The organism is Nocardioides sp. NPDC000445 (genome assembly GCF_040300245.1).
Lineage (GTDB): Bacteria > Actinomycetota > Actinomycetes > Propionibacteriales > Nocardioidaceae > Nocardioides.
This window is the reverse complement of sequence record NZ_JBEPDH010000019.1, coordinates 24544-41495: the sequence shown is the minus strand read 5'-3', so window position 1 is coordinate 41495 and position 16952 is coordinate 24544. Positions and strand designations below refer to the sequence as shown.

Annotated in this window: 14 protein-coding genes; 13 read left to right on the top strand and 1 reads right to left on the bottom strand. The window is 70.2% G+C overall.

What is annotated here, in order from left to right; all coding sequences use genetic code 11:
• Nucleotides 1-18 precede the first annotated feature (18 nt).
• On the bottom strand, nucleotides 19-996 hold the full coding sequence (locus ABT304_RS23145; RefSeq protein WP_350718818.1) for an AAA family ATPase: 978 nt from the start codon (nucleotides 994-996) through the stop codon (nucleotides 19-21).
• 254 nt (nucleotides 997-1250) lie between these two features.
• Between ABT304_RS23145 and mraZ the strand changes: the two genes are divergently transcribed.
• The 13 genes from mraZ to ABT304_RS23080 all read left to right on the top strand — a co-directional run bounded on the left by mraZ (nucleotide 1251) and on the right by ABT304_RS23080 (nucleotide 16890).
• Complete coding sequence (mraZ, locus tag ABT304_RS23140; protein WP_008363047.1) at nucleotides 1251-1673, top strand: division/cell wall cluster transcriptional repressor MraZ; 423 nt, start codon at nucleotides 1251-1253, stop codon at nucleotides 1671-1673.
• A gap of 248 nt (nucleotides 1674-1921) precedes the next feature.
• Nucleotides 1922-2920: a 16S rRNA (cytosine(1402)-N(4))-methyltransferase RsmH gene (gene rsmH / locus ABT304_RS23135; RefSeq protein ID WP_350718817.1), complete on the top strand. Its 999-nt coding sequence runs from the start codon at nucleotides 1922-1924 to the stop codon at nucleotides 2918-2920.
• Nucleotides 2917-3513 (top strand): cell division protein FtsL, encoded by a 597-nt coding sequence (gene ftsL / locus ABT304_RS23130; protein ID WP_350718815.1) that lies wholly within the window; start codon nucleotides 2917-2919, stop codon nucleotides 3511-3513. Before rsmH ends, ftsL begins: the two co-directional genes overlap by 4 nt.
• 12 nt (nucleotides 3514-3525) lie before the next feature.
• On the top strand, nucleotides 3526-5349 hold the full coding sequence (locus tag ABT304_RS23125; RefSeq protein WP_350718813.1) for a peptidoglycan D,D-transpeptidase FtsI family protein: 1824 nt from the start codon (nucleotides 3526-3528) through the stop codon (nucleotides 5347-5349).
• 116 nt (nucleotides 5350-5465) lie between these two features.
• Nucleotides 5466-5900 (top strand): MarR family winged helix-turn-helix transcriptional regulator, encoded by a 435-nt coding sequence (locus ABT304_RS23120; RefSeq protein WP_160024333.1) that lies wholly within the window; start codon nucleotides 5466-5468, stop codon nucleotides 5898-5900.
• A gap of 56 nt (nucleotides 5901-5956) precedes the next feature.
• On the top strand, nucleotides 5957-7672 hold the full coding sequence (locus tag ABT304_RS23115) for an MFS transporter (RefSeq protein ID WP_350718811.1): 1716 nt from the start codon (nucleotides 5957-5959) through the stop codon (nucleotides 7670-7672).
• A 60-nt stretch (nucleotides 7673-7732) separates the two neighbouring features.
• Nucleotides 7733-9271: a UDP-N-acetylmuramoyl-L-alanyl-D-glutamate--2,6-diaminopimelate ligase gene (locus ABT304_RS23110; protein ID WP_502890413.1), complete on the top strand. Its 1539-nt coding sequence runs from the start codon at nucleotides 7733-7735 to the stop codon at nucleotides 9269-9271.
• Nucleotides 9272-9397: 126 nt separating this feature from the next.
• Complete coding sequence (gene mraY, locus ABT304_RS23105) at nucleotides 9398-10516, top strand: phospho-N-acetylmuramoyl-pentapeptide-transferase (protein ID WP_350718810.1); 1119 nt, start codon at nucleotides 9398-9400, stop codon at nucleotides 10514-10516.
• Nucleotides 10516-11964, top strand: a complete 1449-nt coding sequence (gene murD, locus ABT304_RS23100) for a UDP-N-acetylmuramoyl-L-alanine--D-glutamate ligase (RefSeq protein WP_350718808.1) — start codon at nucleotides 10516-10518, stop codon at nucleotides 11962-11964. The genes mraY and murD overlap by 1 nt, the downstream gene beginning before the upstream one ends.
• Before the next feature lie 193 nt (nucleotides 11965-12157).
• A complete protein-coding gene (ftsW, locus tag ABT304_RS23095; protein ID WP_350718806.1) occupies nucleotides 12158-13450 on the top strand; it encodes a putative lipid II flippase FtsW in 1293 nt (430 codons plus the stop codon).
• Nucleotides 13451-13463: 13 nt separating this feature from the next.
• Complete coding sequence (murG, locus tag ABT304_RS23090; RefSeq protein WP_350718805.1) at nucleotides 13464-14543, top strand: undecaprenyldiphospho-muramoylpentapeptide beta-N-acetylglucosaminyltransferase; 1080 nt, start codon at nucleotides 13464-13466, stop codon at nucleotides 14541-14543.
• A complete protein-coding gene (murC, locus tag ABT304_RS23085; RefSeq protein ID WP_350718804.1) occupies nucleotides 14540-15958 on the top strand; it encodes a UDP-N-acetylmuramate--L-alanine ligase in 1419 nt (472 codons plus the stop codon). Before murG ends, murC begins: the two co-directional genes overlap by 4 nt.
• 17 nt (nucleotides 15959-15975) lie before the next feature.
• Nucleotides 15976-16890: a cell division protein FtsQ/DivIB gene (locus ABT304_RS23080; RefSeq protein WP_350718802.1), complete on the top strand. Its 915-nt coding sequence runs from the start codon at nucleotides 15976-15978 to the stop codon at nucleotides 16888-16890.
• The last annotated feature ends 62 nt before the right edge of the window (nucleotides 16891-16952 follow it).

Here is a 16952-nt window from a genome sequence, read left to right as displayed (position 1 = left end):
TTGAAGTCGGCCCGAGGGTCAGGTCTGTGGCACCGGGACGGCGGACACGACGGACTCGAGGATGTCGGTGACCGACCGGCCGTGCATCGCCGCGGAGGCGCTGGGGAGGAGACGGTGGGCAAGGACCGGACCGGTCAGCCTGCGTACGTCATCGGGGAGGACGAACTCGCGTCCGTGCAGGGCGGCATGGGCCTTGGCGGCCCGGAGCAGGTGGAGGCTCGCCCGCGGCGAGGCGCCCAGGGCGAGCTCGTTGTTGGTGCGGGTCGCCGCGGTCAGCGCCACGGTGTAGCGGCGGACCGCCTCCGAGACGTAGACCTGGTTGACGACGCCGACGAGCTTGCGGATCTCCACGGCGTCGGTGACCGGGTCGAGGTCGTCGAGCGGGTTGGCCGCGCTGTGGCTGGCCAGCATCGCGATCTCGGAGCCGACCGGCGGATAGCCGACCGAGACCCGCGCCATGAACCGGTCGCGCTGCGCCTCGGGGAGGGCGTACGTCCCCTCCATCTCGATCGGGTTCTGGGTCGCGATCACCATGAACGGCGACTCCAGCTGGTAGGTCACGTTGTCGACGGTGACCTGATGCTCCTCCATGCACTCCAGCAGCGCCGACTGGGTCTTGGGGGAGGCACGGTTGATCTCGTCGCCGACCACGATGTTGGCGAAGATGCCACCCGGGCGGAACTCGAACTCCCGGGTGTTCTGGTTGAAGATCGACACCCCGGTGACATCGCTCGGGAGCAGGTCGGGCGTGAACTGGATGCGACGCACCGAACAGTCGATCGAGCGCGCCAGCGCCTTGGCGAGCTGGGTCTTGCCGACCCCGGGCACATCCTCGATCAGGAGGTGTCCCTCGGCGAGCAACACGGTCAGCGTGGAGTCGACGACGTCGGTCTTTCCTTCGATCACCTTCTCGATGCTGTCGCGAATGCGGCCCGCGACCCGCACCAATGTCTCGATCTCTGCCCCATTCGATGAGGCCTCCAACGGCGTCGTCACGTCGCGTCCTTCCGACTCACCCTGCTTATGGGAACACCGTACGGGGTAGCGCCTACGGGCGTCTGCGTCATTCACCCGACTGTGACCTGTAGGCGGTACGCCGCCGGCCTCCGCCGCACGTGGGCCGGGGGAGCGGGCGGTGGTGGGAAATCGCCTCGTGGGGGAGGAAGGTGGTTTGAATGTGGGGGATTGTGGGGTACGGTGGGGCAAAGTGGAGGAACGATCCACGTTGAGCTGACCGCGGGGGCGAGCACATGTTCTTCATGGGCACGTACACGCCGAAGCTCGATGAGAAGGGCCGGATCTTCCTCCCGGCAAAGTTCCGAGATCGACTGGCGGAGGGGGTTGTCGTGACGCAAGGTCAGGAGAACTGCCTCGTGGTGTGGCCCGAGGACGTCTTCATGCAGGAGGCGCAGCGGGCCCAGCAGACGCCGCTCACCTCTCGGGACGCACGTGACTACGCCCGTGTCCTCTTTGCGGGGGCCGAGCAGACGACACCCGACAAGCAGGGCCGGATCGGCATTCCGCCGCTCCTGCGCGACTACGCCGGGATCGTCAAGGACGTGGTCGTGATCGGTGTGATGGACCGGATCGAGATCTGGGACCCGGCCAAGTGGGCGGAGTACTCCGCGGGTGCACAGGCCAAGTTCGCAGACCTCGACGAGTCGACGGACTGACAAAGGGACAGATCGACAAAGCGACAAGCAGCAGAGCTGATCAGAAACGAAACAAGTCAACAGCGGATCCGCAGGACGAGGTCTCAGTCCCGCTCCACTCATCCAGCCATCCGGGGCACCTTCCCCGGCTCCGGGCGGCACCTGGTGGTGACGGAGCGGGCATGAGACCTGGCTCTGCGGATCCGTGGCGTTGTCAGCCCGTGGCTCTACCGAAGAGCCGGGGAGAACACACCAGACGAAGCCGTGCGATGGGGGTCGAGGCGGTGACGAACCAGAAGCACGTGCCGGTGATGCTCGACCGCATCGTCGACCTGCTCGCACCGGCGCTCGCCGATGGCGGCGTGCTCGTCGACTGCACGACCGGTCACGGTGGTCACACCGAGGCCGTTCTCGAGCGCATTCCCGGGTCGCGGGTGATCGGCATCGACCGAGACACCTACGCCCTCGGCATCGCGGGGGAGCGGCTGGCCCGCTTCGGCGACCGCTGGACAGGGGTCCACGCGGTCTACGACGAGATCCTCGACGTCGTCGCCGGGCAGGGCCTGGCCGAGGTCCAGGGGGTCCTCTTCGACCTCGGTGTCTCCTCGATGCAGCTCGACCAGCGCGAGCGTGGCTTCGCCTACGCGGAGGACGCGCCGCTCGACATGCGGATGGATGCCACCCGGGGTCAGACCGCGGCGGACGTACTCAACAACTACTCCGCGGCGGACCTGACCCGGATCCTGCGGGACTACGGCGAGGAGAAGTTCGCCAAGAAGATCGCCTACGCCATCGTCAAGCGCCGCGAGACGGTGCCGTTCACGACGAGCGGGCCGCTGGTGGAGCTTCTCTACGCGGAGATCCCGGCACCTGCCCGTCGCACCGGCGGGCACCCGGCCAAGCGCACCTTCCAGGCGCTGCGGATGGAGGTCAACGACGAGCTCGGGGCGCTGCGTACGGCACTGCCGGACTCTCTCGAGGCCGTCGGTGTCGGTGGCCGGGTGGTGGTCGAGTCCTACCACTCGCTCGAGGACCGGCTCACCAAGCGGGCCTTCGCAGAGGCGACGAAGCTGGACGTACCTCCCGACATGCCGATCGTGCCGCCCGAGGCCGAGCCGTCCTTCCGTCTGCTCACCCGTGGTGCCGAGCAGGCCAACGAAGCAGAGATCGAGGAGAACCCGCGCGCCGCCTCGGTGCGACTGCGCGCTGTGGAGCGCATCAAGCCCCGAACCAACCTTCCCAAGTCGAACCCTGGAGCAGCCAGATGAGCATCTCCGCCGCGCCGCAGGCGCCCGTACGCAGCCCGGACCGGGCCACCGAGACGACCCAGGCACGGCTCACCGCCGTGCCTGCGCCGCTGCCTGCCCCGATGGCGCCGCGGCTGCCGTTCGTCGTGCTCGTCTCGATGCTGCTCATCGGTGGCGTCGTGGGTCTGCTCGTCTTCAACACCTCCATGCAGCAGTCGGCCTTCCAGGAGCAGCGTCTCCAGGAGCAGGCGACCACGCTGGCCGCCCGGGAGCAGGCGCTCGACGGTGAGCTGAAGAAGATGGAGGACCCGCACAAGATCGCCGCCAAGGCGAAGGATCTCGGCATGGTCGTCCCGCAGAACGCGGCCATGCTCCGGGTCCCCGAGGCGAAGATCGAGGGCGAGGCGGCCGCGGCCGACCGGTCCGCGACGCCGCCGCTGCACCCGAAGGTCGCCAAGCCCTACAGCGTGCTGCTCGCCGAGCAGAAGGCGGCCGAGGCGGCCGCCGCGAAGAAGAAGGCGGCCGAGCTCGCCGAGAAGAAGCGCGACCAGGAGGCGGCGGAGAAGCAGGCGGCCGAGGAGCAGCAGCGTACGTCTTCGGGCGAGGCTCGGTAGGGGAGCGGAGCGATGGCCCAGCGACAGGTCAAGCGGAAGGTCCGCCGGCCGGCGCGCCGCCCTGCCCCGAAGTCCACGCCGAAGGCGACGCAGCGACGCGGGCCGGTGCACATCCGGCTCCGCGTCGGCTTCATCCTGGTGGCGATGGTGCTCTCGGTCTTCGGAGGCCGGCTGGTGCAGCTGCAGGGCATCGACCCGCACTCGTACGCCGCGATGGCGGCCGCCGAGAACGTCGTCGACGTCGTGCTGCCGGCCGAGCGCGGCGAGATCCTCGACCGTGACGGCGAGGCGCTGGCCGACTCCTCCGACGGGCTGATGGTCCTGGCCGACCCGAAGCAGACGAAGAAGGACGCCCCGGCGATCGCCGCGTTCCTGGCCAAGGAGCTCGGGGTCGACTACGCCTCGGCGCTGGCCAAGCTCCGCAAGGACGGCAGCCGGTTCCAGTACATCGACCGTCAGGTCGTCGCGACCAAGGCCACCGACGTGGTGGAGCGCGCCAAGGCCAAGGGCTACCAGGGGCTGTGGACCAGCCGTGACCCGCTGCGCAACTACCCCAACGGTGACGTCGCGGCCAACCTGGTCGGCTTCATGGGCAACGACGGCCCCCTCGCCGGCCTCGAGGCCGCCTTCGACAAGCACCTGGCCGGCAAGGACGGCCACGCCGAGTACGACGCGACCAGCCCGGTCAGCGGCACCCGGATGCCGCTGGGCACCAACAACCGCGTCGACCCGGTCGACGGCAACGACCTGACCCTCACCATCGACCGTGACCTGCAGTACTACGTCCAGCAGACCCTGATGGACGCCGTGCAGAAGTCGCGCGCGGAGTCGGGGATGGCGGTCGTGATGGACACCCAGACCGGCGAGATCCTGAGCCTGGCCGACTACCCGACCTTCGATGCCCGCGACCCGGCCGCCTCGCCGAAGTCGCTGCGCGGGAGCAACGCCCTCTCCAACGTCTACGAGCCCGGTTCGGTGCAGAAGGTGCTCACCGTCGCGGGCCTGCTCGACCAGGGGCTCGTCTCGCCCTCGACCCGGCTCAAGGTGCCGGGGTCTTACCGCTCGGGCGACGCCGACATCCACGACTACTACGAGCACGGCATGGAGAAGCTCACCCTGGCCGGGGTGATCGCGAAGTCCTCCAACATCGGCACCGTGATGGCGGCCGACAAGTACGAGGACGGCCAGCTGCGCGACTACCTGGCCGCGTTCGGCCAGGGCCGGCGTACCGGCCTCGGTCTCGACACCGAGTCGGCCGGCCTGCTGGCCTCTCCGGAGACCTGGAACGCGGCCGACGAGGACCGCATCGACTTCGGCCAGTCGATCTCGGTCAACGCCGTGCAGATGACCGCCGCGGTCAACACCATCGCCAACGGCGGCGTACGCATCGACCCCAGCCTCATCGCCGGGAGCGCCACCAACAACTCCGGCGCCGAGGTCGGCACCGACACCGCCCAGCGCACCCGCGTGGTCTCCGAGGAGGCCGCCTCCCAGACCGCGGAGATGATGGAGCGGGTCATCAACGACCCCGTCAACGGCACCGCCAAGCAGGCGGCTGTCCCCGGCTACCGCGTCTCCGGCAAGACCGGAACCGCGCAGCGGGTCAACTCCGAGTGCAAGTGCTACGACGGCACCACCACGGTCTCCTTCGGCGGCTTCGCCCCCACCGACGACCCGCGGTTCACGGTCTACGTGGCCATCCACAACCCCGGCAACGGCGGTGGCGGTGGCACCGTCACCGGCCCGGTCTTCTCTCAGATCATGTCCTTCGTCCTTCGCCGCTACGGCGTCCCGCCGACCGGCACCGAGCCGTCGAAGATGCCCACTGGCTGGTGAGCTGCACTTCTCTGGCAATGCAACACCGGAGAAGTGCAGGCAATGCCTGTGCGCTGTGACGGAAGAGACAGTTGGTTCACGCCGAATGCATAACATAGGTATGTTATGTTTTTTGGGTGAGCACGACTTCAGCCTCCGGACGTGACCTGTCGCTCGCCCTCGAGAAGGTGGTGCGACTGGTGCGGGAGGTGTCGACGGCGGGGGACGTGTCGCCGACGGCGGCCACGGTGCTGGCCGGACTGGCGAGGACCGGGCCGCAGCGGGTGACCGACCTGGCGCGGGTCGCCGGGGTCTCCCAGCCCGCGATGACGCAGCTGGTCAACCGGCTCACCCAGCAGGGGATGCTCGCCCGGGTGGCGGATGACGCCGACCGCAGGGCGGTCCTCGTCGAGGTCACCGACTCCGGACGAGAGGTCCTCGAGACCAGGCGCGGGCAGCGAGCAGGTGTGCTCGACGCAGCCCTGGCCAGGGTCTCCGCCGAGGACCGTGCCGCTATCGCGGCGGCGCTGCCGGCCCTCGACCGGCTCGTCGACGCCGTGCTCGACTCCTGACGCGCCGGCGGCCCGGCGACGCGTACGAAACCAACGTCTGAGAAGAGGCAAGAAGAATGAGCTCCCACCAAGGGGCAGCTGCCGCAAGTCCGTTCAAGCAACCACGCGCCGTGTGGGCGGTCGCGTTCGCGTGCGTGGTGTCGTTCATGGGCATCGGGCTCGTCGACCCGATCCTCCCGGTGCTCGCCGAGGAGCTGGCCGCGACGCCCGCGCAGGTGTCGCTGCTGTTCACCAGCTATCTCGTGGTGACCGCTGTGGCGATGATCGGCGTCGGCTGGGTCTCCAGCCGGATCGGCGCCAAGTGGACGCTGATCCTCGGCCTGGTGCTGATCGTGGTGTTCGCCGGGCTGGCCGGGACCGTCGACGGTGTCGACGGCATCGTCGGTTTCCGGGCTGGCTGGGGTCTGGGCAACGCGCTGTTCATCTCCACCAGCCTCGCCGTCATCGTCGGCTCGGCGACCGGAGGGTTCGCGGGGGCGATCATCCTCTACGAGACCGCGCTCGGCCTCGGCATCGCGGTCGGTCCGCTCCTCGGCGGCGTCCTCGGTGGCATCTCCTGGCGCGGCCCGTTCTTCGGCGTCTCCGCGCTGATGGCGATCGCGCTGGTCGCCACGCTGGTCTTCCTGCCGCCGACGCCCAAGCCGGAGAAGAAGGTCACCCTGCTCGCGCCGCTCGCCGCGCTGCGCCATCGCGGGCTGCTGACGATGGGCATCATGGCGCTGCTCTACAACTGGGGCTTCTTCACCCTGCTCGGCTACGCGCCCTACCCGATGGGCCTGCACGACCCGCTCCAGCTCGGCTGGGTCTTCTTCGCCTGGGGCATCCTGGTCGCCGTCTTCGCCGTGTGGGGTGCGCCGTGGGCGCAGCGCCGCTTCGGCACCGCGCCGACCCTCTACGTCAACCTGCTCGGTCTCGGTGCCCTGCTCGCCGTCATCGGGCTGGGCGTCTCCTCGCCGACCGTGGTCATCGTGGCCGTGATCCTGTCCGGCATCTTCGTCGGCCTCAACAACACGCTGACCACCCAGGCGGTCATGCTGGTCTCGCCGGTGGAGCGGCCGATCGCGTCGTCGGCCTACGGTTTCGTACGCTTCATCGGCGGCGGTCTGGCACCCTTCGCCGCGGGCAAGATCGCCGAGGCGACCGACCAGTCGGTGGCCTTCTACGTCGGCGCCGCCGCGTTCCTGATCGCGATCCCCGTCCTGGCCAGCGGCCACCGGCTGATCACGGCCGCCGAGTCGGCCGAGACCGCCGAGCCGGTCGCGCCGACGCTCGAGCCGGTCGGACCGGTCCGAGGTGAGGGCCGTCCGGTGCTGGTCGCCGTCGGCGCCACCCTCGACGCCGACGCGGTCGTCGACCGGGCTGCCGAGATGGCCGCAGCCGAGGGTGCACCTGTCGAGGTCGTCCACGTCCGCGAGACGGAGGTGGTCGAGGAGATGGCGATCGACGCCGAGGAGCCGGAGATGGCCGCCGCGACCGTACGCGCCCACCTGGACCGCCTCGCCGCTCGCGGCGTGACCGCGACCGGCCTGGTGCTGCACAGCGTCGGCGACCACGCCAACGCCGGGATGGTGCTGGCCAGGTACGCCACCGAGGCCCGGGTCCGCACGATCGCGCTCGGCTCCTCGCCCCGCGGTCGTGCCGCCCAGCTTGCCGACGGCTCGATCACCTCCGCGGTCGTGCGGAACGCGGGCGTACCTGTCGTGCTGGTCGTTCCCGGCCAGGAGCCGCATGAGCTCAGCGCCGCAGCATTGACCCAGCTACGCCACGCCTGAACGCCACGCCAGGGTCGGCCCGGCGGGACCTGGTCCCGCCGGGCGGATAACCTTCGCCTGGTGAGCAGTGCGTACGAGACGGCGGATCCGAAGAGCCCGACCCGCCCGCGAGTGACCGAGCCGGTGACGCTGGCCGAGCTGGCCGGCGAGTTCGGCCTGGAGGTGCGCGGCGAGGCCCGTGTCACCGGAGTCTCGCTGAGCTCCCAACGGGTGCTGCCCGGTGATCTCTACGCCGCCCTTCCCGGGAGCCGGGCGCATGGCGCCGGCTACGCCGCCAGTGCCGTCGAGGCCGGCGCGGTCGCGGTGCTCACCGACGCCGCCGGCGCCGCCGAGCTGGAGGCCCAGGGTCTCGGTGAGCTGCCCGCACTGCTCGTCGAGAGACCGCGCACGGTGCTCGGTGCGCTCTCGGCCCGCGTCTACGGAAACCCTTCGGGCAGGCTGAGGCTGATCGGGGTCACCGGCACCCAGGGCAAGACGACGACCACCCGGCTGGCCGAGAGCGCGCTGCTCGACGCCGGCCACCGCGCCGGGGTCATCGGCACCGTCGGCACCCGGATCGGCGGGCGCGACGTGAAGACGCCGCTGACCACGCCCGAGGCTCCCGACCTGCACGGTCTCTTCGCCCGGATGGTCGAGGAGGGGACGGAGGCGTGCGCCATGGAGGTCTCCTCCCACGCGCTGGTGATGGGTCGCGTCGACGGGGTCGTCTTCGATGTCGCCGTCTTCCTCAACCTGGGACGCGACCACCTCGACTTCCACGAGACCGTCGAGGACTACTACGCGGCGAAGGCCGACCTGTTCACCCCGGAGCGGGCGATGCTGGGCATCGTCAACATCGACGACGAGCACGGCCGCCGCCTCGCCGCCGAGGCGACCATCCCGATCCTCACCTACGCCCTGCACGACGACACCGCCGACTGGCGCGCCACCGACGTCGAGCTGCGCCCCGACGGCTCCACCTTCACCGTCCACGGCCCCGACGGCCTGGAGTTCCCGGGCGCCAGCCCGCTGGCCGGCGACTACAACGTCAGCAACACTCTCGCCGCCCTGGCGAGCATCCACCACGCGTACGGCGACGAGACGGTGGTGCGCGACGTCGCCACCGCCCTCGCGAAGGGCTCCGGCGTCCCGGGCCGGCTCGAGCGGATCGACGAGGGTCAGCCGTTCACCGTCGTGGTCGACTACGCGCACAAGCCGGACGCGGTCGAGGCCGCGCTCGGCACGCTCCGCCCGCTGACCGAGTCCCGGCTGATCGTGGTGATCGGTGCCGGGGGAGACCGCGACACCGGCAAGCGGCCGATCATGGGGGAGATCAGCGCGCGGCTGGCCGACCACGTGATCGTCACCGACGACAACCCGCGCACCGAGGACCCGGCGAGCATCCGGCGACAGGTGCTGGAGGGCACGACCGGCGGCGGCGCGAGCGTCGAGGAGATCGGCGACAGGCGGGCCGCGATCGTGCGCGCGATCAGCCTCGCCGAGCCCGGCGATATCGTCGTCGTCGCAGGTAAGGGGCACGAGACGGGCCAGGAGATCAACGGCGTCACGCACCCGTTCGACGACCGCGAGGTCGTCCGTGAGGCGCTCGCGAGCCGCTGAATCGGCGGGGCGCCGCTGAGGCTGTCGAGGCGTAGGGAAGAATGCCCGGGGCCGGTGTCTTCGCTATGCACACCGGCCCGGGGGCAAGGACCAGGAACGGCATGGCAAGGAAGGCACCCGGCTGACATGAGAGCGATCTTGCTGAGCGGAGCGATTGCGCTTCTGTTCTCGCTGCTCGGCACCCGATTTGCGATCCTCCAGTTCACGAAGTTGGGCTTCGGCCAGGAGATCCGCGAGGACGGGCCGACGACTCACCGCACCAAGCGAGGCACACCGACCATGGGTGGCGTCGCGATCGTGATCTCGGTCGTGGTCGGCTTCGCCGCGGCCAAGCTGCTCACCGGCGATGCCCCCAGTGCGACCGCCTACCTGCTGCTCTTCCTTCTCGTGGGCATGGCCGCGGTCGGCTTCGTCGACGACTACATCAAGGTCTTCATGCAGCGCAATCTCGGTCTGCGCGCCTGGTCCAAGATGGTCGGGCAAACCCTTGTCGCGGTGGGCTTCGGCGTGGTGGCGATCCACCCGGGCCTGGCCAACGCCGACGGCATCACGCCGGCGGCGGACCAGCTCTCCTTCATCCGTGACTTCGGTCCGCACTTCCTCGGTGGTGACGGCCTGCTCTACTGGCTCGGCGGCGCTCTGCTGCTGGCGGTCTTCTGGGTGATGGTCACCGGCACGTCCAACGCCACCAACCTCACCGACGGCCTGGACGGGCTGCTGGCGGCGTCGGCGGCGATCGTCTTCGCGGCCTACACGATCATCTCGATCTGGCAGAACAACCAGCGCTGCGGCCGCCCGAGCGTGGAGATCGGCACCTGCTACGAGGTGCGCGACCCGCTCGACATGGCGATCCTCGGCGCGGCGATCAGCGGTGCCTGTATCGGCTTCCTGTGGTGGAACGCCAGCCCGGCGCGGATCTTCATGGGCGACACCGGCTCGCTCGCGCTCGGCTCGGTGCTGGCCGGCTTCGCGATCCTGTCGCACACGGAGTTCCTGCTGATCATCCTCGGCGGTCTGTTCGTGATGGAGACCTCCGCGGTGATGCTGCAGGTCAGCTGGTTCAAGCTCTCCCGTCGACTGACCGGAACCCCGAAGCGGATCTTCCGGATGACACCGATCCATCACCACTTCGAGCTGCTCGGCTGGGAACAGGTGACCGTGGTGATCCGGTTCTGGATCATCACCGGCCTCTGCGTCGCGGCCGGCCTGGGAATCTTCTACGCCGAATGGGTGGCGACCATCTGATGGACCTCACAGACCTTGACAAGCTCGGCCGCAACGACTCCTGGGAGGGCGTGAAGGCGGTCGTGGCCGGCTTCGGGGTCTCCGGTTTCGCCGCCGCCGACAACCTCACCCACCTGGGTGCCTCGGTGATCGCGCTCGACGAGTCGCCCGGCGACGAGGAGCGCCAGGAGAAGGCCAAGCTCCTCGGCATCCTGGGTGCCGACGTACGCCTCGGCGAGGGCGCCACCCACGTGCTGCCCGACGACGTCGACGTCGTGGTCACCTCTCCCGGCTGGCGGCCGACGGCTCCGCTGGTCGCCCAGGCGCGCGAGCGCGGGGTCCCGATCTGGGGAGAGGTCGAGCTCGCCTGGCGGCTGCGCGACCCCGACAACGCCGCCCCCTGGCTGGCGGTCACCGGCACCAACGGCAAGACCACGACCGTGCAGATGCTCGACAACATCCTGCGTACCGCCGGGCTCCGGTCCGTCGCCGTCGGCAACGTCGGTCTGCCGATCGTCGAGGCCGTGATGGACCCCGAGCCCTACGACGTCTTCGCCGTGGAGCTCTCCTCCTTCCAGCTCCACTACACCTCCTCGATGGGCGCCGAGGCCGCCGTCGTCCTCAACGTCGCCGAGGACCACCTCGACTGGTACCCCTCGATGAAGGAGTACGCCGCCGACAAGGGCCGCGTCTACGAGGGCGTCGAGCGGGCCTGCGTCTACAACGTCGCCGACGAGGCCACGCTGCACCTGGTCGAGGAGGCCGACGTCGTCGAGGGCGCCCGCGCGATCGGCTTCACCCTCGGCACCCCGGCGGTGGGCCAGCTCGGGATCGTCGAGGACATCCTGGTCGACCGGGCCTTCATCGAGGAGCGTCAGACCTCCGCCGCGGAGCTGTGCCAGATCTCCGACCTCGCCTCCGCCGCGCCCCACTACGTCCAGAACGCGCTGGCCGCGGCCGCGCTCGCCCGGGCGCACGGGGTCTCCCAGGCCGCCGTACGCGACGGGCTGAAGTCGTTCCGTCCCGACGGCCACCGCATCGAGGTCGTCGCCGAGGCCGGCGGCGTCACCTGGGTCGACGACTCCAAGGCGACCAACCCGCACGCCGCCCAGGCCTCGCTGCAGGCCTATGACCCGGTGATCTGGATCGCCGGCGGGCTGGCCAAGGGCGCCCGCTTCGAGGACCTGGTCGCCTCCATCCACGACCGGCTGCGGGCCGTCATCCTGATCGGCCAGGACCGCGACGTCATCGCCTCCGCCCTCGCCGCCCACGCCGGCGACCTGGAGATCGTCGAGCTCGACGACCCCGACGGCGTGGCCGCTCTCGCGGAGGCCGTCGAGATCGCCGCCGCGCTGGCCAAGCCCGGCGACACCGTGCTCCTGGCCCCCGGCTGTGCCAGCCAGGACCAGTTCCGCGACTACAAGGCCCGCGGCGACGCCTTCGCCGACGCCGTACGCCGCCAGCTCTGACCCCACCCGCCGAGACGTCACTCCGGTCGGCCGAGTTGGCACCGCGCTGCCCACTCAGCCGACGCAGGTGACGCCTCGGCCGACGCGGCTGACGGCTCGGTGGGGGCGACACGCGGGGGAGATGCGCGGCGAACGCGGAGACGGCGGCGAGAATGTAATGGACGTACGTCGCACCGCAACTGGGAGGTAGGCCGTGACGACCACCAGCCCCGACCAGACCGGTTCCGGCTCGGCCGAGCAGGCCAAGGCGTACCCGAAGTCGGTCCTCGGCTACCTCAAGGCCTGGTTCCACGCGCTGAGGGTGGCGCTGAACCGGCCGCTGGCCGCCTACTACCTGCTGCTCACCAGCACCGCGCTGCTGCTGACCATCGGGCTGATCATGGTGCTGAGCGCCTCGAGCGTGTGGGCCTACCAGTACATGGGCAACTCCTACGCGATCGTCGGGCGGCAGGTGCTGTGGGTGATCATCGGCATCCCGTGTGCGTTCATCGCCTCCCGGATCCGGCCGAAGCACCTGCGACGGCTGGCTTGGCCGGGGTACGTCATCGCCTGCGTGCTGCTCTTCCTGACCATCTTCTTGGGCCACGACGTCAACGGCCAGCAGAACTGGATCGGGGCCGGCCCGGTCAAGATCCAGCCGAGCGAGATCGCCAAGCTGGGGATCGTGTTGTGGGCCGCCCACGTCTACGCGCTCAAGGAGCGCCGGCTCGACAGCCTGCACGAGGTGCTGATGCCGGTCCTGCCGGGCATCGCGCTGGCCACCGGGCTCGTCCTCGCCGGACGGGACCTCGGCACCGCCCTGGTCTTCTTCGCGATCGTGCTCGGGATGCTGTGGGTGGTCGGGGCGCCCGGTCGGCTGTTCGGGATGGCGATCTCGATCATCGGAGTCTCGGTGCTGTTCCTGATCAGCACCGACACCGAGCGGCTTGCCCGGCTGACCAGCTTCGCGGACCCGTTCAAGGACTACCACGGACAGGGCTGGCAGCCCTCCCACGGCCTCTACGCACTCAGCTCGGGCGGCATCCTGGGCCAGGGGATCGGGGCCTCGCAGCAGAAGTGGGGCGACCTGCCCGAGGCCCACACCGACTACATCTTCGCGGTGCTCGGCGAGGAGCTCGGCCTGGTCGGCACCCTGCTCGTGGTCGGCCTCTTCCTGACCCTCGCGTTCGCGCTGGTCAAGGTCGCGCGCCAGACCGACCGGCCGTTCGTACGCTACTTCAGCTTCGGCGTGCTGGTCTGGCTGCTGGGCCAGATGATCATCAACGTCGGCATGGTGCTCGCGCTGCTGCCGGTCATCGGCATCCCGCTGCCGCTGGTCTCCTACGGCGGCTCCGCGCTCATCCCGTCGATGGTGGCGCTGGGCGTCGTGATCGGCTTCGCCCGTCGTGAACCGGCGGCAGCCGCGGCGCTGAAGCAGCGTAAAGCCTTGGCAAAGGATCGGGCCCGCCAGGCGGCCGCTTACCGGTCCGCTCAACGCAACCGCTAAGTTCGGACGCATCATGAAGGCCCTCCTCGCCGGTGGTGGCACCGCCGGACACACATCCCCCCTGCTCGCCACGGCTGATGCCCTGCGCCGTCTGGACCCCAGCGTGGAGGTGACCTGCCTCGGTACGCCTCGCGGCCTGGAGAACCAGGTCGTTCCCGCCGCGGGCTACCCGCTCGAGCTGATCCCCCCGGTCCCGATGCCGCGCCAGCTCAGCAGCGACCTGCTGAAGGTGCCGGTCAACCTGAAGGGCGCGGTCGACGCGACCTACGAGGTGCTCGACCGAATCCGGCCCGACGTGGTCGTCGGCTACGGCGGGTACGTCTCGGTGCCGGCCTACATCGCTGCCAAGCGGCGCCACATCCCGGTGATCGTCCATGAGGGCAACTCGATGCCCGGCTACGCCAACAAGGTCGGTGCTCGCCTCGCCGACCGGGTCGCGGTGAGCTTCCCGGACACCAAGCTGCCCAAGGCCGAATACATCGGGCTGCCGATCCGCCGGATGATCTCGACGATGGACCGCTGGGCGCTGCGCGCCGAGGCCCGCAGCTTCTTCGGTCTCGACCAGCACCGCCCCACGATCGTGGTCACCGGTGGCTCACAGGGTGCCCGGACGATCAACGAGTCGGTCTCCGGTGCCTACCCGGCCCTGGCCAGCAACGGGATCCAGGTGCTCCACGTGATCGGCCCGAAGAACGAGCTGGCCTCGCCCGGCCCCGGCTACCACGTGCTCAACTACGTCGACCGGATGGACCTCGCGCTGGCCGCCGCCGACCTGATGATCTGCCGTTCCGGCGCCAACTCGGTGATCGAGGCGAGCGCCGTCGGGGTCCCGGCCGTCTACGTACCTCTCCCGATCGGCAACGGCGAGCAGGCCCTCAACGCCCGCGCCGTCGTCGATGCCGGAGGCGCCGTGCTCGTATCCGACGCCGACATGAGCGCCGCCTGGGTCACCAGCCACGTACCACCGATCGTCACCGACCGGGCCCGGCTCGAGGCGATGTCGAAGGCCGCCAGCGACCTGGTGCCGCGCGACGCCGACGAACGGCTGGCACGGATGATCTTCGAGGTCGTCGCAGGAGGAGGTAAGTCATGAGAGTCCCGGTTCCCGAGCACATCCTGCCCGCCGAACAGCTGGGCAGGGTCCACTTCATCGGCATCGGCGGTGCGGGCCTGTCCGCGATCGCCCGGGTCATGCTGGCCCGCGGGATCGAGGTCTCCGGCAGCGACGGCGCCGACTCGTCGATGGTCGCGGCGCTGCGCGAGGAGGGCGCGACCGTCTACGTCGGCCACGCGGCCGAGCAGGTCGAGGGCGTCGACACGCTGATCGTCTCCACCGCGATCCGCGAGGACAACCCCGAGTACGTCGCGGCAGTCGAGAAGGGCCTGCGGATCTACCCACGCTCGGCCGGTCTGGCCTCGGTGATGGAGGGCCGCCGCGTCCTCGCCGTCGCCGGCACCCACGGCAAGACCACCACCACCTCGCTGCTGACCGTCTCCCTGCAGGCCGCGGGCGCCGCGCCGACCTACACCGTCGGTGGCGAGCTGGCCGCCTCGGGCACCAACGCCGCCGAGGGCTCGGGCGACCTGTTCGTCGCCGAGGCGGACGAGTCCGACGGCGCCTTCCTGGTCTACAAGCCGTACGCCGCGGTCGTCACCAACGTCGAGGCCGACCACCTCGACCAGTGGGGGACCGAGGAGGCCTACCGCGAGGGTTTCGCCCAGTTCGTGGGGCGGCTGGCTCCCGACGGGTTCCTGGTCGCGGTCATCGACGACCCCGGCGCCGCCGACCTGCGTCACGTCGCCCACTCGCTCGGCCGCCGCTTCATCGGCGTCGGTGAGTCGGAGCTGGCCGACGTACGCGCCGTCGACATCGTCCTGGAGGGCACCACCTCCTCGTTCACCGTCGTCGACGGCCTCGACGAGCTTGGCCGGATCACCCTGCAGATCCCCGGGCGCCACTACGTCGCCGACGCGTTGGCCGCGCTCACCGTCGGCCTGCGTCTCGGTCACTCCTTCGACCTGCTCAAGGCGGGGCTGGAGTCCTTCACCGGCACCCGGCGGCGGATGGAGCGCAAGGGAGAGGCCGCAGGCGTACGCGTCTACGACTCCTACGCCCACCACCCCTCCGAGATCGCCGGCGACCTCGTCTCCGGCCGGTCCGTGGCCGGGCAGGGGCGGCTCATCGTCGCGTTCCAGCCGCACATGGTCTCCCGCACCCGGATCTTCGGCGAGGAGATGGGCCGCGTGCTCGGCGCCGCCGACGAGGTGGTCGTCCTCGACGTCTATCTCGCCCGCGAGGACTACGACCCCGAGGTCACCGGCAAGCTCGTCGCCGACGCCGTGCCGCTGCCGCCCGACCGGGTCGTCAGCGTCGCCGGGCTCGAGGAGGCCGCCGCCGAGCTGGCCCGCCGCGCCCGACCGGGTGACCTCGTTCTGACGCTCGGCGCAGGTACCGTGACCGAGGTGGGCCCGATGGTGCTCGCCAGGCTACGTACGGCAGTGCAGTAACGCTGGGGGAGGCGAGCATGGGGGACAAGGGATCGGACGCCGAGATCGCCGAGGCCTTGGAGATCGCCCGATCGGCCTCCGGGGAGCGCGAGATCGACCTCGCCTCGGAGGAGGCCGAGGCCGGGGCTGAGCCGAGCACCGAGCCGGGGCCGGAGACGGGCGAGTCCGAGGACGAGCGTGCGGCGGTCGATCCGGCGACCCTGAAGAGCCGCAAGGCCTTCGCCCGCCGCCAGTGGCGCCGCCGCTGGCTGGCGTGGCGCTATCTGATCGTCGGCACCCTGGTCATCGCGCTCCTGCTCGGTGGGATCTGGGCGGTCTACTTCTCCACCTGGCTGCAGGTCAAGGGCACCTCGGTGCACGGCACGATGAAGATGACCAGCGCGAAGCAGGTCGTCGAGTTCGCGGCCGTTCCGGTCGGCGAGCCGCTGGCCACCGCCGACCTCGAGGCCGTGCAGGTGCGGGTGCTCAACGGGCTGCCGATGGTGCGCTCGGTCAACGTCTCGCGCGAGTGGCCCGACAAGATCCGGGTCGACGTCACCGAACGTACGCCGGTGGCCGTCGTCTCGATCGGCGGCCGGCTCCGCGCTCTCGACGAGACCGGCACCGTCTTCTGGGACTACAAGAAGGCGCCGCGAGGTCTGCCGATGGTGAACACCGTGACCGGCACCAACTCCGACGCCCTCCGCGAGGCCGCCGCGGTGGCCTCCGCCCTCCCGGCGGACCTCGCCAAGACGGTCGACCACGTCGAGGTGACGACGGTCGACTCGATCTCCCTGGAACTGCGCAACGACAAGCGGGTGGTGTGGGGGAGCAGCGCCCAGTCCGACACCAAGGCCGACGTGCTGGTCGCGCTGATGAAGGCCGAGCCCGACGTGGCCCGCTACGACGTCTCCGTGCCCGGCCAGCCGGTCACCAGCAAGAGCGTCGGCTGATCCGGCGTAGGGATCTTCCCTACCGGACAGCAACGGATGGGCACAACTGATCCGCGTCCGCG